This is a genomic window from Nonomuraea sp. NPDC050547 (genome assembly GCF_044457345.1).
In the GTDB taxonomy this organism is placed as follows: domain Bacteria; phylum Actinomycetota; class Actinomycetes; order Streptosporangiales; family Streptosporangiaceae; genus Nonomuraea.
On record NZ_JBITGW010000029.1, the window covers coordinates 70,208 to 86,837 of the forward strand.

Annotated in this window: 14 protein-coding genes; 3 read left to right on the forward strand and 11 right to left on the reverse strand. The window is 69.5% G+C overall.

Annotation, left to right across the window (positions count from 1 at the left end; genetic code table 11):
* Window positions 1–33: 33 nt before the first annotated feature.
* From ACIBHY_RS50170 to ACIBHY_RS50185, 4 genes are all read right to left on the reverse strand, one after another.
* Entirely contained in the window at window positions 34–615 is a 582-nt protein-coding gene (locus ACIBHY_RS50170; RefSeq protein ID WP_397252834.1) for a dihydrofolate reductase family protein, read from the reverse strand.
* A gap of 65 nt (window positions 616–680) precedes the next feature.
* Window positions 681–1,520 carry a helix-turn-helix domain-containing protein gene (locus tag ACIBHY_RS50175; protein WP_397310525.1) on the reverse strand — a complete coding sequence of 280 codons (840 nt, stop codon included), beginning with the start codon at window positions 1,518–1,520 and terminating at the stop codon, window positions 681–683.
* Between the two features lie 72 nt (window positions 1,521–1,592).
* A complete protein-coding gene (locus tag ACIBHY_RS50180; RefSeq protein WP_397252832.1) occupies window positions 1,593–2,009 on the reverse strand; it encodes a hypothetical protein in 417 nt (138 codons plus the stop codon).
* Between the two features lie 104 nt (window positions 2,010–2,113).
* Window positions 2,114–3,397 carry a tetratricopeptide repeat protein gene (locus tag ACIBHY_RS50185; protein WP_397310526.1) on the reverse strand — a complete coding sequence of 428 codons (1,284 nt, stop codon included), beginning with the start codon at window positions 3,395–3,397 and terminating at the stop codon, window positions 2,114–2,116.
* Window positions 3,398–4,089: 692 nt separating this feature from the next.
* Here ACIBHY_RS50185 and ACIBHY_RS50190 point away from each other — a divergent pair.
* The 3 genes from ACIBHY_RS50190 to ACIBHY_RS50200 all read left to right on the forward strand — a co-directional run bounded on the left by ACIBHY_RS50190 (window position 4,090) and on the right by ACIBHY_RS50200 (window position 10,923).
* Window positions 4,090–9,762 carry a DNRLRE domain-containing protein gene (locus ACIBHY_RS50190; RefSeq protein ID WP_397310527.1) on the forward strand — a complete coding sequence of 1,891 codons (5,673 nt, stop codon included), beginning with the start codon at window positions 4,090–4,092 and terminating at the stop codon, window positions 9,760–9,762.
* 70 nt (window positions 9,763–9,832) lie between these two features.
* Entirely contained in the window at window positions 9,833–10,435 is a 603-nt protein-coding gene (locus ACIBHY_RS50195) for a DUF6461 domain-containing protein (protein ID WP_397310528.1), read from the forward strand.
* Between the two features lie 137 nt (window positions 10,436–10,572).
* Window positions 10,573–10,923 (forward strand): metalloregulator ArsR/SmtB family transcription factor, encoded by a 351-nt coding sequence (locus ACIBHY_RS50200; RefSeq protein ID WP_397259617.1) that lies wholly within the window; start codon window positions 10,573–10,575, stop codon window positions 10,921–10,923.
* Window positions 10,924–10,938: 15 nt separating this feature from the next.
* Here the strand turns inward: ACIBHY_RS50200 and ACIBHY_RS50205 are convergent, their stop codons facing one another.
* From ACIBHY_RS50205 to ACIBHY_RS50235, 7 genes are all read right to left on the reverse strand, one after another.
* Window positions 10,939–11,922 (reverse strand): hypothetical protein, encoded by a 984-nt coding sequence (locus ACIBHY_RS50205; RefSeq protein WP_397310529.1) that lies wholly within the window; start codon window positions 11,920–11,922, stop codon window positions 10,939–10,941.
* A gap of 83 nt (window positions 11,923–12,005) precedes the next feature.
* Window positions 12,006–12,395: an arsenate reductase ArsC gene (locus ACIBHY_RS50210; protein ID WP_397259621.1), complete on the reverse strand. Its 390-nt coding sequence runs from the start codon at window positions 12,393–12,395 to the stop codon at window positions 12,006–12,008.
* Entirely contained in the window at window positions 12,388–13,455 is a 1,068-nt protein-coding gene (gene arsB, locus ACIBHY_RS50215) for an ACR3 family arsenite efflux transporter (RefSeq protein WP_397310530.1), read from the reverse strand. The genes ACIBHY_RS50210 and arsB overlap by 8 nt, the downstream gene beginning before the upstream one ends.
* Window positions 13,455–13,796: an ArsR/SmtB family transcription factor gene (locus ACIBHY_RS50220; protein WP_397259625.1), complete on the reverse strand. Its 342-nt coding sequence runs from the start codon at window positions 13,794–13,796 to the stop codon at window positions 13,455–13,457. Before ACIBHY_RS50220 ends, arsB begins: the two co-directional genes overlap by 1 nt.
* 40 nt (window positions 13,797–13,836) lie before the next feature.
* A complete protein-coding gene (locus tag ACIBHY_RS50225; protein WP_397310531.1) occupies window positions 13,837–14,487 on the reverse strand; it encodes an arsenate reductase ArsC in 651 nt (216 codons plus the stop codon).
* 191 nt (window positions 14,488–14,678) lie between these two features.
* Entirely contained in the window at window positions 14,679–15,281 is a 603-nt protein-coding gene (locus tag ACIBHY_RS50230; RefSeq protein ID WP_397310532.1) for a hypothetical protein, read from the reverse strand.
* 92 nt (window positions 15,282–15,373) lie between these two features.
* Entirely contained in the window at window positions 15,374–16,630 is a 1,257-nt protein-coding gene (locus ACIBHY_RS50235) for a GNAT family N-acetyltransferase (RefSeq protein ID WP_397310533.1), read from the reverse strand.

Below are 16,630 nucleotides of genomic sequence, written 5' to 3' on the forward strand. Positions count from 1 at the left end.
CCGCTCTTGTGTCGGCGTACCCGCTCAGATCGGTCAACGGCGCACCCGATAGCGCAGGTGAAGCACCCGGTTGCCCTGAATCACCACGTCAGGATCCTCCAACAGGTGCTGCGCGTCGACCGACCCGAAGTAGCGCTTGCCGGACCCGAACACGACGGGTACGACGTCCATGCGCACCTCGTCGACCAGGCCCGCGGCGAGCACCTGGCCGCCGACGTCACCGGCGGCGACCTCGACCATGCGGTCACCCGCAAGCTTCTGCGCCTTGGCCACGGCCGCCTCGACGCCGTCGACGAAGTGAAACGGCGCTTCGGGGTCCCAGCCCTCCGGCTCCGGCCGGTGCGTCACGACGACCACGTGGTCGATCCCGCCCGGAGGCTTTCCGTCCCACCCGTCCGTCATGTCGAAGACGTGGCGGCCGGCGATGGTCACCCCGATCTGGTCCCAGTACGGGCGGGTGTAGTCGTAGGACGTCTGCGACACCTTCAGCTCGCCGCTCTCGTCCAACGGAACGTCACCGCTGGACAACCAGTCGAACAGCGGTCCGGGCTGGTCATTCTCGTCCGCGATGAAGCCGTCCACCGACACCGAGCTGTACATGACCACCTTGCCCACGGGGCTCTCCTCTGCTTTGGGGTGCCCCAAACTAGCGCGTCGTGAGCTGCGGCTCTTGTAAGAAATCAATCGGCCGGCAGCGGCCAGCCGTCCAGCACGTGGCCGGGATGTTCGCGCAGGAACCGCCGCCGGACCTCGACGTACCGCGTCGGCGTGAGCCCGGTGAACGCACGGAACTCGTGGCCGAAGTGGGCCTGGTCGAAGTAGCCCGCGCCACCGGCGAGGTCACCCCAGTCGATCGGTCCGGCGGGGTCGATCGCGAACACGGTGGCCGTGAAGCGGTAGGTGCGGGCCAGCCGCTTCGGCGTGACGCCGATGAGCTCCTTGAACCGCTGCGCCAGATGAGTGCTGCTGACACCGGCCGCCGCGCTCAGGTCGCCGATCGCCAGCGCCCCGCCGGCCGCCGCGATGACGCTGCTCGTGTGGCGGACCAGCCCCAGACCCGCGGTCTCGCGCAGCCGTCGCATCAGCTCCTCTTCGAGCAGCGTCAGCATCTCGTACGGCCCGGCCGCCGCGGCCAGCCGCTCCCGCAGCTCGGCGACGGCGGGCCGGCCCCACACCTGCTCCAGCGTCACCGGCCGGTCACACAGCTCGGCCGCGGGCATCGGCAGGAACGACGCCGGTCCCCACGGCTTGAAGTGCACGCCGACGGACCGGGTCCCCGGCGGATAGCCGAATTCGAAGGCGCGGGTGGGCATGGTGACCACGCAGCCGTCGGCGTACTCGGCCGTCTCGATGTCGGCGCCGGCGCGGATGCGGAACGGCTCCCCGAGGTTGACGATGAGCAACGCCGACGGGCTCGGCGGCAGCATCAGCCGGGCGTACGGCGGCGCGCCCCCCAGGTAGTAAAAGTCGTCGATCAGCCCGTCCAGCGGCGGCCGCGGCACTCTGGACACGTACTCCACGCCCACAGTATCGCCGACCTTGGCCGCGCCAGGCGGCGCGAAGAAGGCCCCTTCTCGTGCGCCGAGGACGAGTCAGATCGTGCGGGTGAAGTACTTGCAGACCGGGTCGGTGGCGTACTTCGTATCGAAGACGGTTCCGCCGTGCACGAAGATCGCGTCTCCCTTCGGCCTGCGAAACGAGATGTTCATGGAGCCGGACTTCGAGACGTCGTTCATCTTGAAGACCTTGAGCAGGCTGTCCGGGCTGCCCTTCTTCCAGAACTCAAAGTAGACGTCGTTGTCGCCGCCCACGTTGCCGGCGATGTTCCAGGTGAGCTTCGTGAAGATGTGCTGGCCTCCGGGGTTGCCGTACGTGATCGCCGCCGCGAGCTTGAAGTCGCCCTTGCTGCAGCGTCCGCTGAGGACGGAGGAAGCCGAGGCGGGAGTGGCCGCGAGCGAGAGGGCCAGGCCCAGGGCGCCGACGATGGCCGCGGATCGCAAGGTTCTCATGTCGCCAGACCCTAAAGATCGGCGGTATATCGGAAGTATGCCGCGCGAAAGCGAGCCGCCCAGGTCCGGCATCGACCATCGACGACAACCCCAGAGGACAGTGATCAGGTGGCCTTGCCGCGGGCGAGGTAGAGGTTCATGTCGGTGAAGTCGAGAGTGATGTTGTAGGGCTTGAAGAAGCAGTGGAAGAAGGCGACCCGCACGTCGAACCCGAAGGGAGCGAGCGCGGCCTTGGGGTGCGTCTCGCAGTAGATCTCCCTGGCGGTGGCGGCGCCGAGCCGGATCTCCTTCGGGTAGCACGGATAGGTGACGGCCGGATGGCTGTGGGCGAAGGTTCCGAGCGGACGGTCGTAGTCGCCGCGGATCCCCAGCCGCTCGGCCGTGTCCCCGAACACGACCGCGGCGCTCTCCCCGCCGCTTCCGCCGAAGTTCACGCCCACCACCCCGGTGCCGGAGCCGGCGACGCTGCCCCTGGTGTGCAGATACTGCTCAGCCAGCCACAGCGGCAGGGGCTCGGCGCCCGCCCGTACCTTTCTGGCCGTTTCGGGGGTGCGGCGGCGCAGGATCAGCTGCCGGCCCGCGTAGTCGAAGGTGGTCAGCAGGTGGGAGAAGACCCACGTGCCGATCATGCCGTCGCTGTCGGCGCCGACGTCTTCGCCCGACTCGGTCGCCGACCAGCCCACGGGGACGTTGCGCAGCTCGATGCCGCCCAGCCTGAAGGAGTCCAGAATCCCGTAGTGCGCCCATATGCTGCCGCCCTCAAAATCGATCTTCTGACTGGCGACGGGACTCAGCCCGGCCTCCTTGGCCAGCGTCGCGGTCAAGCTCAGGTTCGAGGCGCCGGTGTAGAAGGTGAAGCTTTTCGCCGGCCCGCCGTTGACCGAGCCCTCGACCAGCGGCATCGGGTCCGTCTGCTTCCACGGCACCCGCGCGATGTCGCCGTGGACCTGATACGCCTCGCCGCGGACCGCCGCGAACCAGGTGGCGTAGCCGTCCTCGCCGGCCGCTTTCCAGTGGGGTGCGGACAGGCCGAACTTGTCCTGCCGGAGGTAGCAGTCGGCCAGGAAGTAGTTGGCGTCCTTGTCGCCGGGCGCCAGTTGCACGGCCATCTTCAGGTACTTTTCGGCCTCGGGGAACCGGTTGCCCAGCAGCCCCACATAGCCGCGCCGGCGGGCCGCGTGCAGGTTCCCGGGGTCCTTCCTGAGGATCTCCTCGTACGCGCGGCCGGCCTGCTCGAACTTCCCGGCCTTGAACAGCGCGTCCGCGTCACCGCTGCCGGCCAGCGCCGTGCCCGCCCCGCCCAGCAGCGGAGCGGTCGCGGCGGCGCCGGCCACCACAGCGGCGCCCCGCAACAGCGAACGCCGGTCCCATTTCCCGTCGATAGCCACGCCTTCTCCTGTCCGTGATCGATGCGGCCGGTCGGCCTCGTCCACTGTCGACCGGCCGTGACCCCGGCTCGTTCGCGCCTTGTCATCGTTGTGTGACAGTCGCGCCGGCCGTACGAGGGCTGGTAAGGAGGCGCCAAAGCCATGCTCTAGCGGCGTCGGTATCTGTGCTGGCTGCCCAGGGTGCCGGCGCTGCTCGGCGCGGGCCTGGTCAATGCGAGCTGGCTCCCGCAGCGCCGAAGCCTAGGAAAGACCGCGAACAATAACGGGTGTCCCTACATTTTCACTATATAGCACAACCATTGCCAGAATTAAGGAGCACGTCTTTACGCAGCGTGTCATCGTCGGCGCAATTTTGGTATTGGCCGACGTTTCGGTCCATGGGAATATCTGCTTGCCTGCTGGCTTCCCCCTTGAGGAGCAGAGTGAATTCACCACGATCGGCAACCGGTTTATCCGGCTGGACGCACCGTGCGACCTGCCTGATTGCCACCATGACCCTAGTGATGACGTCGTTCACGGATCCCGCTGCCGCGGCGCCGCCGAACGAACCGCAACCCCTCAAAGCCACCACAGCGGCCGGAGCCACGCTTGCCCAGGCCCAAAAGCTGAATAAGCGTATTGAGATTGACGAGTATCGATCCGAAACCGGTACGTATTACGCCAACCCCGATGGCAAGACCGTCCGCGCGGAATTGTCCAGCACGCCGGTCCGGGTCAAGAAGAACGGCGCGTGGACGCCGATCGACCTCACGCTCGTGGAGACGGACGGGGTCGTTCGGCCGAAGGCGAGCTTGGGCGACCTGATCCTGTCGGCGGGTGGTGACACCACCGCCGCCCGCTTCACCGACGTGACGGGCGCGACCGCGGTCGGGGCCCCTGCCACGCTGCCCAAGCCGGTGCTCAAGGGCAACACGGCCACCTACTCCGACGCCTACGGCCCGGGGTCCGATCTGGTGGTGACCCTCACCCCGAGCGGTTTCCGGCACGACGTGCTGATCCGGCGGCGACCGGGCAAGGACGTCCAGCTCCGGGTGCCCATGCGGTTGCCGAAGGGGATCAAGCTCGGCACCGGCGCCGACAGGACACCCGGCCTGCTCGACGCCAAGGGCAAAGAGGTCGACGACCTGACCGCGCCCATGCTGGACGCCGCCGCGTTGCTGGAACCCGACAAGGGCGCCATCGGGCAGGCCAAGGCCGAGGTCGACGGTGACAGCGTGGTCTACACGGCGCCGGCGGCGTTCCTCGACGACCCGGCCACCGTCTATCCGGTCACCGTCACCACCATGTCGGAGACGTGGGAGGGCACCGGCATCGCGGGTGACACGCACGTGTCGAACGTGCTGCCCGACGGCAGCGCCAACGCGACCCTGCCGTGGCTGCTGGCCGGGAAGTCGCACAGCGGCAGCCGTACCCACCGCACCTACATCAACTTCCACATCAAGGGGACCCCGCTGGAGGGCGGCACGGTCCACAACGCCGACCTGCGCCTGCACAACCAGGACTCCCACACCTGCAGCGACACCGACAGCCCCGGCATCGACCTGCAGCGTGTCACCAGCCCCTGGAGCACGAGCACGATCAGCTGGAACAACCAGCCCTCCACCGTGCTGTCCGGCCACGTCGCCAACCGCGGCGCCTACAGCGCCACCCGCTGCCCCGAAGGCGAAGGCGAGCTCTACTACTCCATCGAGCTCATCGTCCAGGCCTGGATGAACGGCACCCCCGACCTCGGCGTCCGCCTCAACTCCGTCATCGAACCGGACAGCCCGCAGAACTGGCGCTACTACCGCTCCGACGAGTACGGCGGCTACGACACCTATCCCTTCACCCCGCGCGGCCCTGTCCTGTTCATCGAATACACGCCTCTTCCCGCGGGTCCGCCGGAGGTCGTCGTCTACTCCTACGAGGGCCCGAAGCGTCCCCAGCCCGCCACCTATGAGCAGGCTGTCGCGATGCGGGTCGACAGCGACGACATCCCTTACGTGCCCCCGATGAGCGACGAGCAGGAGCAGGCTCTCTCCGCGACCCCCAACCACGTGGCCGAAGTGGCGCCAGAGGAACTCGAGCCCTTCACCGGCGAGTCCGGAGAGGAATCCTGGGACGGCGGCACGGTCGAAGAGGGCAGCCCGCCTGACGACATCGCCCCCACGATCGTGAGTACGACCCCGGTGGCGGACGCGGCGCAGGTGCCGACCGACACCGCGATCAAGGCCACGTTCAACGAGCCGGTCTGGGAGCCCGACTTCGTCCTGAAGGACCCCTCGGGGACGGCGGTCGAAGGCGCCGTGACCGTGGACGGCTCCCAGAAGGAGTTCACCTTCACCCCGGCGCAACCGCTCAAGCCCGCCGTCCGGTACACCGCCGAGATCGCCGAGGCGATCGACGCGTCCGCCAATCCCATGACCGCCTACCCATGGGCCTTCGAGACGGCGTCGGCGGGCAGCGCGCGCTGGACGTTCGACGAGGGTACGGGCAAGACCGCCGCCGACACGTACGGCAGGCATCCCGCGACCCTGAACGACACCGCCGCCTGGACCCCGGGAAAGAACGGCAACGCGCTGACCAACCAGCCCTCCCCCGCACGCGTCGCGGCCTCGCGGGAAGCCACCCGCCAGAAGGGAACCGTCGAAGTCGTCGATGAGACGACCGCGACCAATGTCACCTACGCCCTGCCGGACGGGTCGTTCAGAAGGGAGATCTCATCAGGCCCGGTACGGACGCGGCAAGGCGGCGCCTGGGTCCCCATCGACACCCGTCTGGCGCGGCACGGCGAGGTGCTGCGGCCGAAGGCGCCGGCCTCAGGGGTCTCGGTGGAGGTCTCGACCGGCGGATCCGGCGCGTTCGCGAGGATGACGACCGGCGACGGGAAGTCGTACGCGTTGCGCTGGCCGGCGGCTCTGCCGGAGCCGGCCGTGAACGGCGGCACGGCGACCTTCGCCGACGCCGCGGGCAAGGGCGCGGATCTGGTGGTGACGGTGCTGCCCACCGGGTTCCGGCACGACGTGGTGGTCCGGGAACGGCCGGGCGAGCCGTTGGAGATCCGGATGGGTGTGGAGACGTCCGGACTGTCGCTCAGCGCGGACAAGAGCGGCCGGCTGCTGCTCAAGGGGCCCGACAAGAAGGTCGTCGCGGCCGCGGCACGGCCGGTGATGTGGGACGGCAGCGACCAGGGCCGCCCGCACCGGGCCAGGCGGGCGGGCATCGACACGTCGGTGGTCACCAAGGGCGGCGAGACCGAACTGGTGCTCAAGCCCGATCACGCCTTCCTGACCGATCCCTCCACGGTGCTGCCGGTCCGCGTCGACCCGACCATCACGCTGCCGCTCAACGCCGACGTCGAGGTGGGCTCCGACTTCCCGACCGACCCGGCCGACCCCGGCACGCCGTACCTCACGGCGGGGCGGCTCATCGACGGGCTCTACCGGCCTCACCTGCGCTTCGACACGACCGGGCTGGCCGGGCAGACGGTCACCGACGCCAAGTTGTCCCTGGTGAACGTGGACGCTCCCGCCTGCGGAGGCTCGGTGGGCGCGGGCATCCAGGTGCGCCGGCTGACCGGCGCGTGGAGCGCCGACAGCCTCACCTGGGGCAGGAAGCCGGCCGCGACCACCGAGGACGCGCAGATCAGCAAGACGGCGGTCAACTCCGACTGCGCGACCTTCCCCGGTGCGATGGAGTGGACCGTCACCGGCATCGCCCAGGACTGGGCCGCCGGTGCCGCCAACCACGGCCTCGTCCTGATGCACCCCAACGAGGCCGGCACCGCCGACAACTACCGCGTCTTCACCAGCGCGGAGAACACCGAGTTCGCCGATCCGGCGCCGAAACTGACCGTCACCATCGGCGCCGCGACCTCCAACCCCTCGGCGAGCGCGCTGGCCATCACGCCGGCACAGATCGTGAACGGTGTCACGGTGGCCACCTCGCTCACCCCGCAACTCGGCGCCACCGTCGCCGACACCGTCGGCGGCACCCTGACCGGCGAGTTCGAGATCGAGCACGACCCGGCCGCACCCGGCCAGGGCGTCGGCCAGATCTGGGCGGGCGCCTCCCCCGCGGTCGCGTCCGGCAGCAGGGCCGGCGTGACCGTTCCGGCCGGGAAGCTGGTCGACGGGTGGAAGACCCGCTGGCGCGCTCGCGCCGTCAACGCCGGCGCCTCCACCGCCTCGGCGTGGTCGGCGTGGCAGAACGTCACCGTCGACGTCCCCGACACCCAGCCCGACCCTGCCGTGGGCGCCCTTCAGGTCGTTCCCTCGCACCAGGCCGACGGCACGACGGTCACCACCAGCCGGACCCCGAACCTGCTGGCGCAGGTGACCGATCCGGCGGGCGGAGCGCTACGGGCCGAGTTCGAGCTGGAGCACGACCCGGCGGCGACCGGGCAGGGCACCGGCACGATCTGGACCGGCGCGGCCGACAACGTCACATCGGGCAGCCAGGCCGGCGTGACCGTACCCGATGGGAGGCTCTCCGACGGGTGGAAGGTGCGCTGGCGTGCCCGTGCCGTCGCCGGGCAACGGACGTCGGCCTGGTCAGGGTGGCAGTCGCTCACCGTGGACGTCGTGGCGGCCGGTGAAGAGCCGCTGGCGCGAACGGCCGGGCCGGTGATCCGTACCGACCAGAGCTTCACCGTCGCGTCCTGGCTGCGCTGGTCGGACAAGGACGGCGACTACCTCGTCGCCGAGCAGCGAGGCGGCCGGCAGGCGCCCTTCCGCCTGGGCAACACTCCCGATCGCGGCCTGGTCTTCACCCTGACCAGCGGCGACACCGCGGACGCGACGTCCTCCGGCGTCCTGTCCGATGTCGAAGCGCCGGTCAACGAGTGGTTCCATCTCGCGGGCGTCTACGACGCGACGGCCGGTACGGCGGCGCTGTACCTCAACGGTCAGCTCGTCACCTCCGCACCGGTCGGCTTCCAGGCCTGGAACGGCACGGGCCCGCTGACGCTGGGCACCCGCATGCGCGGAGACCTGGATGAGGCGCGCACCTACCAGCGGCTCCTGACCGCGACGGAGATCGGCGCGCTCGCCGGAGGCACGGGCACGGCGCCCGCAGCGAGGGCGACGGCGAGGGCGACCCAGCCCGCGCAGCAGAACGAACCCGATCCCTACGAGGTCAACTACCGGCACTACACCCTCAACACCTGTCGTGCGAAGGCTCCGACGGACGGGAGGCTGGGGATCTGGACCGACGCCACGGTCTTCAGCGGCTGTTCCGTCCGATGGTTCGGCCTCAGCACCTGGCTCGACGACTGGGATCCGGACTCGGGCACCAGGAAGAAGATCCGCGTGAAGCTGCCCGACGGCTCCGCCGGGATCGACCTCATGATGCGGGCCACCACGGTCATCAACACCTACCTGGGAACGCGGGACGGGACAGGGATCCGCAACGCGGGGAGCGACGGGACGACCGGTCCGATCACCCCGACGGAGTTCTCCATGTGGGTCGGGATCGACGAAGCCCAGTACGCGCTCGAAAGCGGCTTCGGCAACGCCCGCATGCAGCTGACCACGACCACCGAGTCGAGCAGCGGGAGCTCGCCCTGCGCGAAGACGATCGACGGAGATCGCGAAGCCCGGATCAAGGACTGGAACGGGACGACGCAGTACTTCCGCTTCAAGTCCTCCAGCACCGTCGACGCGGTACGCCGCTGCACGATCGTCCCCTGGATGAAGATCAAGGACGTCATCGCGGTGAAGCCCTGGCCCACGAACGTTCCGCTGTGGGGCAAGCTCAAGGACGAGCAGGGCACTCTCCGGACGCCGCCGACCGTCCGCTGCGACGACCTGACCCTGGGGCCGGGCAGTCCGGGAGCCTGGCCGGAGGAGAAGCGCGTCCGCTACAAGGGCGCCTGCATCTTCCCGGACGTGAGCCGCATCTACCGGACGGACGTGGACCACGCCAAACGAGGCCCCGTCGCCGCCCACATCTGGGCCGCCTTCAACACCCCGGACCTCACCAATCCCAAGAAACCGGCAGGTCAGAAGGTGGTTCCAGGGAACTGGGACGGATCGACCGCGCGGAGCAGATCCCCGCTGACCCGGATCAACGAGAGCGAACTACGACCACTCGACCCCAAGGGACGGACGTGGGGAGCGGTGCAGGTGAGTGAACGGCGCAAGGCCTGCAAAACGCCCAAGGTGGTCGGCGACTGCGACGAATTCCCCTTCAACTCGGTCAAGGAGGGCCCCGGATGGGGTGACGGCAACTTCTCCGTGCGAGGTGTACCGGCCAGCAACAACAAGAGCGACGGCTGGTACCTGTCGGTGTTCTACGCGCGCTACCGTGTGCTCGTCCCCGACGGTAACGTCCGGCCCAACGGCGACCGCTTCTGGGTGAGCGTGAAGGGAACACCCCCCTCCTGAGGTACGGCTGCCGCCCGGCTCACGGCCGGGCGGCAGCCGTACCTCAGATCGATCGAAGGGAAGGCACGGCATGCCCGCGGATCACCTTTTCCAGCTGCTTCGCTCCTACGATCCGAGCGACGTCTCCATGCAGCAGTTCTACGCCGTCTGGTGCCAGGGCCCCACGGCGGAGGAAGCCGTCGGCCTGCTCCACGGAGATCCTGACAGTGGTGCGCCGGACGACTACGCCGGATGGGGACCGGGTTCCGACGGGAGCGACGAGGCGGAGGCCGGCCTGCTGGCCGGCCGGATGGGCGCCTGGACGGTGCTCATCGGGGATCACCGGATCGCCGAGGACGACGCCGTGCTCGCGTTGACGCGCGGCGAGGGGCGAGCGCTGGCGGTCAGCTGGGACTTCCACGGCGAATGCCTGCTGAAGTTCGCGCGATCCGGCGAGCTGCTCACCGTGCTCGACATCTACGACACCGATGATCGTTCCGGAATGGATCCGGACGCTCTCGACCCGTATCTGAGCGGCCTGCGCTTCAACCTCGACCCGTCCGACCCGGACGAGCCCGCCGCCGAACCGGCCGAAGCCTTCACCTCCGCTCTGGTGGCCGTCGGCAGGGTCGTGGGCCAGGAACTCGACAAGACCTGGCTGGACACCACGCACCGCTGCTACACCATGCGCTGAGCCCATCGGGCGCGGCCAAGACGGTTCAGCCGGCCCGGCTCCCGCGGCCGCCGGCGTCTCACCCAAGATCGGGGGAGGCCACAACACCCGGCTCCACGGCATATAGTTAGATTGACGTCGAACCAAGGAGCCGTGTCATGGCCGCCCCCGCAAGCGTCGCCTGCTGCGCGCCGATCGCCCGAGAGCCGATCTCCGAGAGCGACGCGGCCGATCTGGCGGTGCTGCTCAAAGCGGTCGCCGATCCGGTACGGCTGCGCCTGCTGTCGATGATCGGCTCCCACGCCGGCGGCGAAGCGTGCGTGTGCGACCTGACCGGCGCCTTCGACCTGACCGCGCCCACGATCTCCCACCACCTGAAGATCCTGCGCACCGCCGGCCTCATCGACGGCGAACGCCGCGGCACCTGGGTCTACTACCGGATCATCCCCGAGACCGTGAACAGGCTCGGCGCCCTGTTCGCGCCCTTGGGCGAGGTCGTCTCCGCCTAGTCAGGCGGAGACGGCTCAACGGCGGTAGGCCCAGATCGTACCGCCGCGGCCGGAAGGGGCCGCGCCGACCGCCCAGACGGAACCGTTCTCCGGCTGAATCGCAAGGTCGCGGACGGACGCTTTCCTGCCCGGCGGAGCCGGCAAGACACCCGGCTCGACACTGTCGACGCCGATGTGCAGATATCCGCTGCCTCCGCCCTTGGCGTCGTAGACGACCCAGGCCCCACCTCGGCCGTCGGGCTCCGCCTGGGCGCGCGGCTGGAAGCCGGGTTCACCACGGACCTGGAACGTCCAGCTGCCCGGATAGCCGGTCAGCAGCAAAGTCTCACCGCAGAAGGAGCGGCCGCACGGCCAGGCGACCCAGCCGACCGCCATCACCCGGCCGGTCTCACCGTCGAACGCGACATCCGTCAGCTCCGAGATCTGGCCCGAGCGGGCCGACGGAATCGCCGGAAGGGGTACCGAACGCCAGGCCGTACCACTCCAGCGGGCCAGAGCCGCCGTGCCCCGCGCCGAGCCCGCCGCCCACCGGCCGTCGAGTCCCTTGACCACGATCGGCGTCTGGACCTTGCGCCACGCCGACCCGGCCAGGCGCCGCAGCGTGGACCGCGCCTTCCATCCGGCGGTGCCGGCTGAGGGGAACGCGTTGGCGTTCTCGATGACCCACAGGTTCTTGCCGATGGCGTACGCGCCGTCCACCCGGCCATAGAACCATCGTTTGACCTGCCAGCGCTTGCCGTTCCATTGGGCGTAGCGCGACGTGCCGAACGCCCAGACCCTGGTGTCGGAGGCCGACGTCAGCCGCTTCACCCGGAAGCCCGGCCCGGTGACACGCTTGAAGGCGGACCGGCCGCCCTTCAACAGCGTGCTCGTTCCCGCGACCCAGACCGCCCCACCTGGAGTGACCGTCACCGCGTCGTAGGAGTCGCGGCGGTCGTGATGAACGACACTCCATTGACTGGCCGGCGCCTCGGCGTGAGCGGCGACCGGCCCCGTCATGACGACGAAGGCGGCGACTGCGGCGGTACCGCGAAACAATAAGCCCATAAGCGTGAGACGCGCCTTCCGCAGCAAAGGTTGGCCTACGTGAGCTCTTGGGTCAGCTTCTCCACCCGGGCGCGGATCTCGTCACGGATCTCGCGTACGGCCTCGATGCCCTGGCCTGCGGGGTCGTCGAGTTTCCAGTCCTCGTAGCGTTTGCCGGGGAAGATCGGGCAGGCGTCGCCGCAGCCCATGGTGATGACGACGTCGGAGGCTTGGACCGCGTCCGTGGTGAGGACCTTGGGCTGTGCGGCGGTGATGTCGATGCCGACCTCGCGCATCGCTTCGACGGCGACCGGGTTGATCCGGCCGGCGGGCGCGGACCCGGCCGAGCGGACCTCGATCCGGTCTCCGGCCAGTTCGCGCAGCCATCCGGCGGCCATCTGGGAACGTCCGGCGTTGTGCACGCAGACGAACAGCACACTAGGCATGCGCAGGCTCCTTGAACAGTCTCCGGCCCCACAGGCTGACGTAGACCAGGGCGACCAGCACCGGCACCTCGATCAGCGGGCCGACCACCCCGGCCAGGGCCTGCCCGGAGGTCACGCCGAACACCCCCACCGCGACGGCGATGGCCAGCTCGAAGTTGTTGCCCGCCGCGGTGAAGGCGAGCGTGGTGGTCTTCTGGTACGGCAGGCCGATCGCCCGCCCGGCGAGGAACGAGCCGCCCCACATCAGCGCGAAGTAGGCCAGCAGCGGCAGCGCGATCCGGGCCACGTCGAGCGGTCGCTCGGTGATCGTGTGACCTTGCAGGGCGAACAGGATGACGATGGTGAACAGCAGGCCGTACAGGGCGATGGGCCCGATCTTCGGCAGGAATCGCCGCTCGTACCAGTCGCGGCCCTTCGCGCGTTCACCGAGCCTGCGGGACAGGTATCCGGCGGCCAGCGGGATGCCGAGGAAGATGAGCACGTACTGCGCGATGTCCCAGGCCGAGACGTCCAGGGTGCTGCCCGCCAGGCCGAGCCGGCCGGGCAGGAGTTCCAGGTAGAACCAGCCGAGCAGGCCGAAGGCGATGACCTGGAAGACGGAGTTGAGGGCGACCAGGACGGCGGCGGCTTCGCGGTCGCCGCAGGCCAGGTCGTTCCAGATGAGGACCATGGCGATGCAGCGGGCCAGGCCGACGATGATCAGGCCGGTGCGGTACTCGGGCAGATCCGGCAGCAGCGTCCAGGCCAGGACGAACATGAGCGCGGGCCCGAGTAGCCAGTTGAGCACCAGGGAGGCCAGCAGCAGGCGGCGGTCGCCGGTGACGGCGCCGAGCCGGTCGTAGCGGACCTTGGCCAGCACCGGGTACATCATCAGCAGTAGCCCGAGCGCGATCGGCAGCGAGATCTGGCCGATCTTCACCGCTTCCAGGGCGCCGTTCAGGCCGGGCAGCGCTCGGCCGAGCAGCAGCCCGGCGGCCATCGCGGCGCCGATCCACACCGGCAGGAACCGGTCCAGCGTGGACAGCCCGGCCATCACGGCCGTGGAGCGTGGGGTGGACATCAGACGGTGGCGGGCGCGCTGAGCAGTGCCGACAGCTCGCCCAGGGTCTCGGGGACCAGCCGGTAGTAGACCCAGGACGCGCGCCGTTCGGAGGTGAGCAGGCCGACGTCCTTGAGGACCTTGAGGTGGTGGCTGATGGTCGGCTGGGACAGCTCGAAGGCGCCGGTGATGTCGCACACGCACACCTCGCCGCCTTCGCGGCTGGCCACGATCGACAGGATGCGCAGCCGTACCGGATCGCCCAGCGCCTTGAACACCCGGGCCACGCCGGCGGCCTGCCCGGCGTCCAGCGGCTCACGCGCCAGCGGCGGGCTGCACTCCAGGATCTGCAACAGCTCCATACGCTCTTCCTTATAGATGGCCATCGATATTGATTGATGTCTATGCTACAGGTACGCCGAGGTCGGCCAGCAGGGCGCGGACGCGGCGTTCGATCTCCTCGCGGATCGGGCGCACGTCCTCGGCCGCGAGCCCGGCCGGGTCCTTCAGCTCCCAGTCCAGGTAACGCTTGCCGGGATAGACGGGGCAGGCGTCGCCGCAGCCCATCGTCACGACCACGTCGGCGGCGCGGACGATCTCCTCGGTCCACGGCTTGGGGAACTCGCGCGAGATGTCGATGCCACGCTCGGCCATGGACGCCACGGCCGCGGGGTTGATCTCGGTGGCGAACTCCGAGCCGCCCGACCAGCCGACCGCGTGCTCCCCGGCCAGCGCGGCGAAGAAGCCGAGGGCCATCTGCGAGCGCCCCGCGTTGTGCACGCACAGGAACAACACGATCGGCCGTCCGTCGCCGTGCCCTTCGACCCGGGCCAGGGCATGCAGGCGCTGGCGGGCGAAGCGCTCGGCCAGCAGCGGCAGGAAATTGGCCACCGCGGCTTTGGTGGCGAACTGGTCGTAGCTGGTGTGCAGGAACCGCTCGATCGTCTCCGTGCCGAACGTGCCAGCGAGCTCCTCACCCAGCCGGCGCGCGGCGGTGGTCAGGGCGAGCTGCTGGTCGATGGTCAGATCGTGGCGCTTGTAGGTGTCCGGCATCTCGGGGCTCCCGCGGTCACATTGATGAGCCTCGATATTGACACTCATCGATGTACGGATGGGCGAACAGCGGGTGAACAGTCCGTTCTCGAGGCCGGTGCGGGGGTTGAGGCCTGGCAGCCCGAGGCTCCGAGGGGAAGCTTCATCCAGAGCTGCCAGGCACCGGCCTCATAGCCTCGCGGGCGAGATCCTCATTCCTGGATCCTCCTGCAGAAGCCTCCCGTTCGGTCCGCGGCGCTGGTCCCGGCCGCGTCGGTGACTGCGATCTGGACGTCGAAGGGGCGGCCCACCACGCAGCCCACCCGCATGGTGGATGAATCTCTGAAGTAGGTCTGTTCTGTTCCGTTCATCTTCCAGGTGATTCTGAACGGTGGCGTCCCGTCGATCTGCGCCGTGCAGACGACCAGAGCGGCGCCGGAGTCGCAGTTGAGGTACCGGATGCCGGCGGTTCTGCTCGGGCACGTGACGGGTGTGTCCCCCACGCCGGGAATGATGTCGTCGGCGAATGTGACCGTCAGCCCGATCACGAACCGCTCGCCGGGTGTGCAGCTCACCAGGATCTGCCGGATGTTGTCGAACCGGGGAAGGGGGTCGTCGTCCTTCGTCCATTCGATGGACTCGATCGGCCGGTTGTCGAATTCCACGGGGATGGTGCAGACGATGTCGGGGGTGTTGGTCAACGCCGGTCTGCACACGGGGTCGGGCGCGTCTGCGCGGGCGGCGCCCGCTCCGGTCAGCAGACCTCCGAGCACGGCGGCCAGCAGCACGAAGACGGCGCTCAGTAGTCGTCGCATCTGATCTCCTCATCAGGTAGACACTGATCGATGAGTGGCCCGCGCGGACTACTCGGGTACTTCGCGCGCGAATTGGTCACGGATCACCGGTTTCAGCGTCTATCTGGCACGGTTCCGGTCGCGCTGCTGCGGCGTTCGATGAGCAGCACGTCCCGCCACAGGCCGTGGTGGCGGCCGACGCGTTCGCGGGTGCCCACGACGCGGAAGCCGAGCGCCTGGTGCAGCGACAGGCTGGCGGCGTTGTCCGGGAAGATGCCCGACTGGATCGTCCACACGCCCGCGTCCTCGGCCGCGGCGACGAACGCGGTCAGCAGGGCGCGGCCGATGCCGTGGGCCTGGCAGCCCGGGTGGACGTAGACGCTGTGCTCGACCACTCCCGCGTACACCGGCCTGGTGGAGACCGCCGAGGCGGCGGCCCAGCCGATCACCTCGCCGGTCTCGGTGTCGGCGGCCACATAGCGCAGGTGGGGGAGCTTGCCCGCGTCGAAGCCCTCCCATGAAGGGGCGACGGTCTCGAAACTGGCCTGGCCGGTGTCGAGTCCCGCCTGGTAGATGGCCAGCACCTGGGCGGCGTCGGTGGCGCGCATCGGCCGGATCTCCATGCCGGGCCCGATGGCCGGCTTGACGGCCTGGACGATGGCGGAGTGCACGCCGTCACCGTGGCCGGCGGTCAGCGTGATGGCCACCTGGACGAATCCGGCCTCCGCCAGCAGGGCTCGGTACGCGTCGATGCCCAGCGCTCCGGCGGGGCAGCCGATCCGCCGCTCGGCGGCGGCCTGCCGTACCGGATCGGCGGTGTTGTCAGTGACCACGTCGCTGACCCCGAAGCGGCCGCCGGGGCGCAGCACCCGGAACGTCTCGGCCAGTACCGCGGCCTTGTCGTCGGACAGGTTGATCACGCAGTTGGAGATGACCACGTCCACGCTCTGGCCGGGCAGCGGGATCTGCTCGATGCCGCCGTGCAGGAACTCCACGTTGGTCACGCCGGCCTGCTCGGCGTTGCGGCGCGCCAGTTCCACCATGTCCGCGCTGGCGTCCAGCCCGTACGCCTTGCCGTACGGGCCGACGCGGCGGGCCGACAGCAGCACGTCGATGCCGCCGCCCGAGCCCAGGTCCAGGACCGTCTGCCCGGCGCGCAGCTCGGCGACGGCGACCGGGTTGCCGCAGCCCAGGCTGGCCAGCAGCGCGCCGTCCGGCAGGCCGGCCAGATCGTCGTTTTCGCCGTAGCCGGCGGTGCCGAAGCCGCCGTCGGCGAAGGGCTCCGGGCCGCAGTCGAGGGCGGGCTCGCCGCTCATGGCCTGGCGGGCCAGGCCGGAGTAGCGCTGGACGATCTCCTCGTGGGACATCAT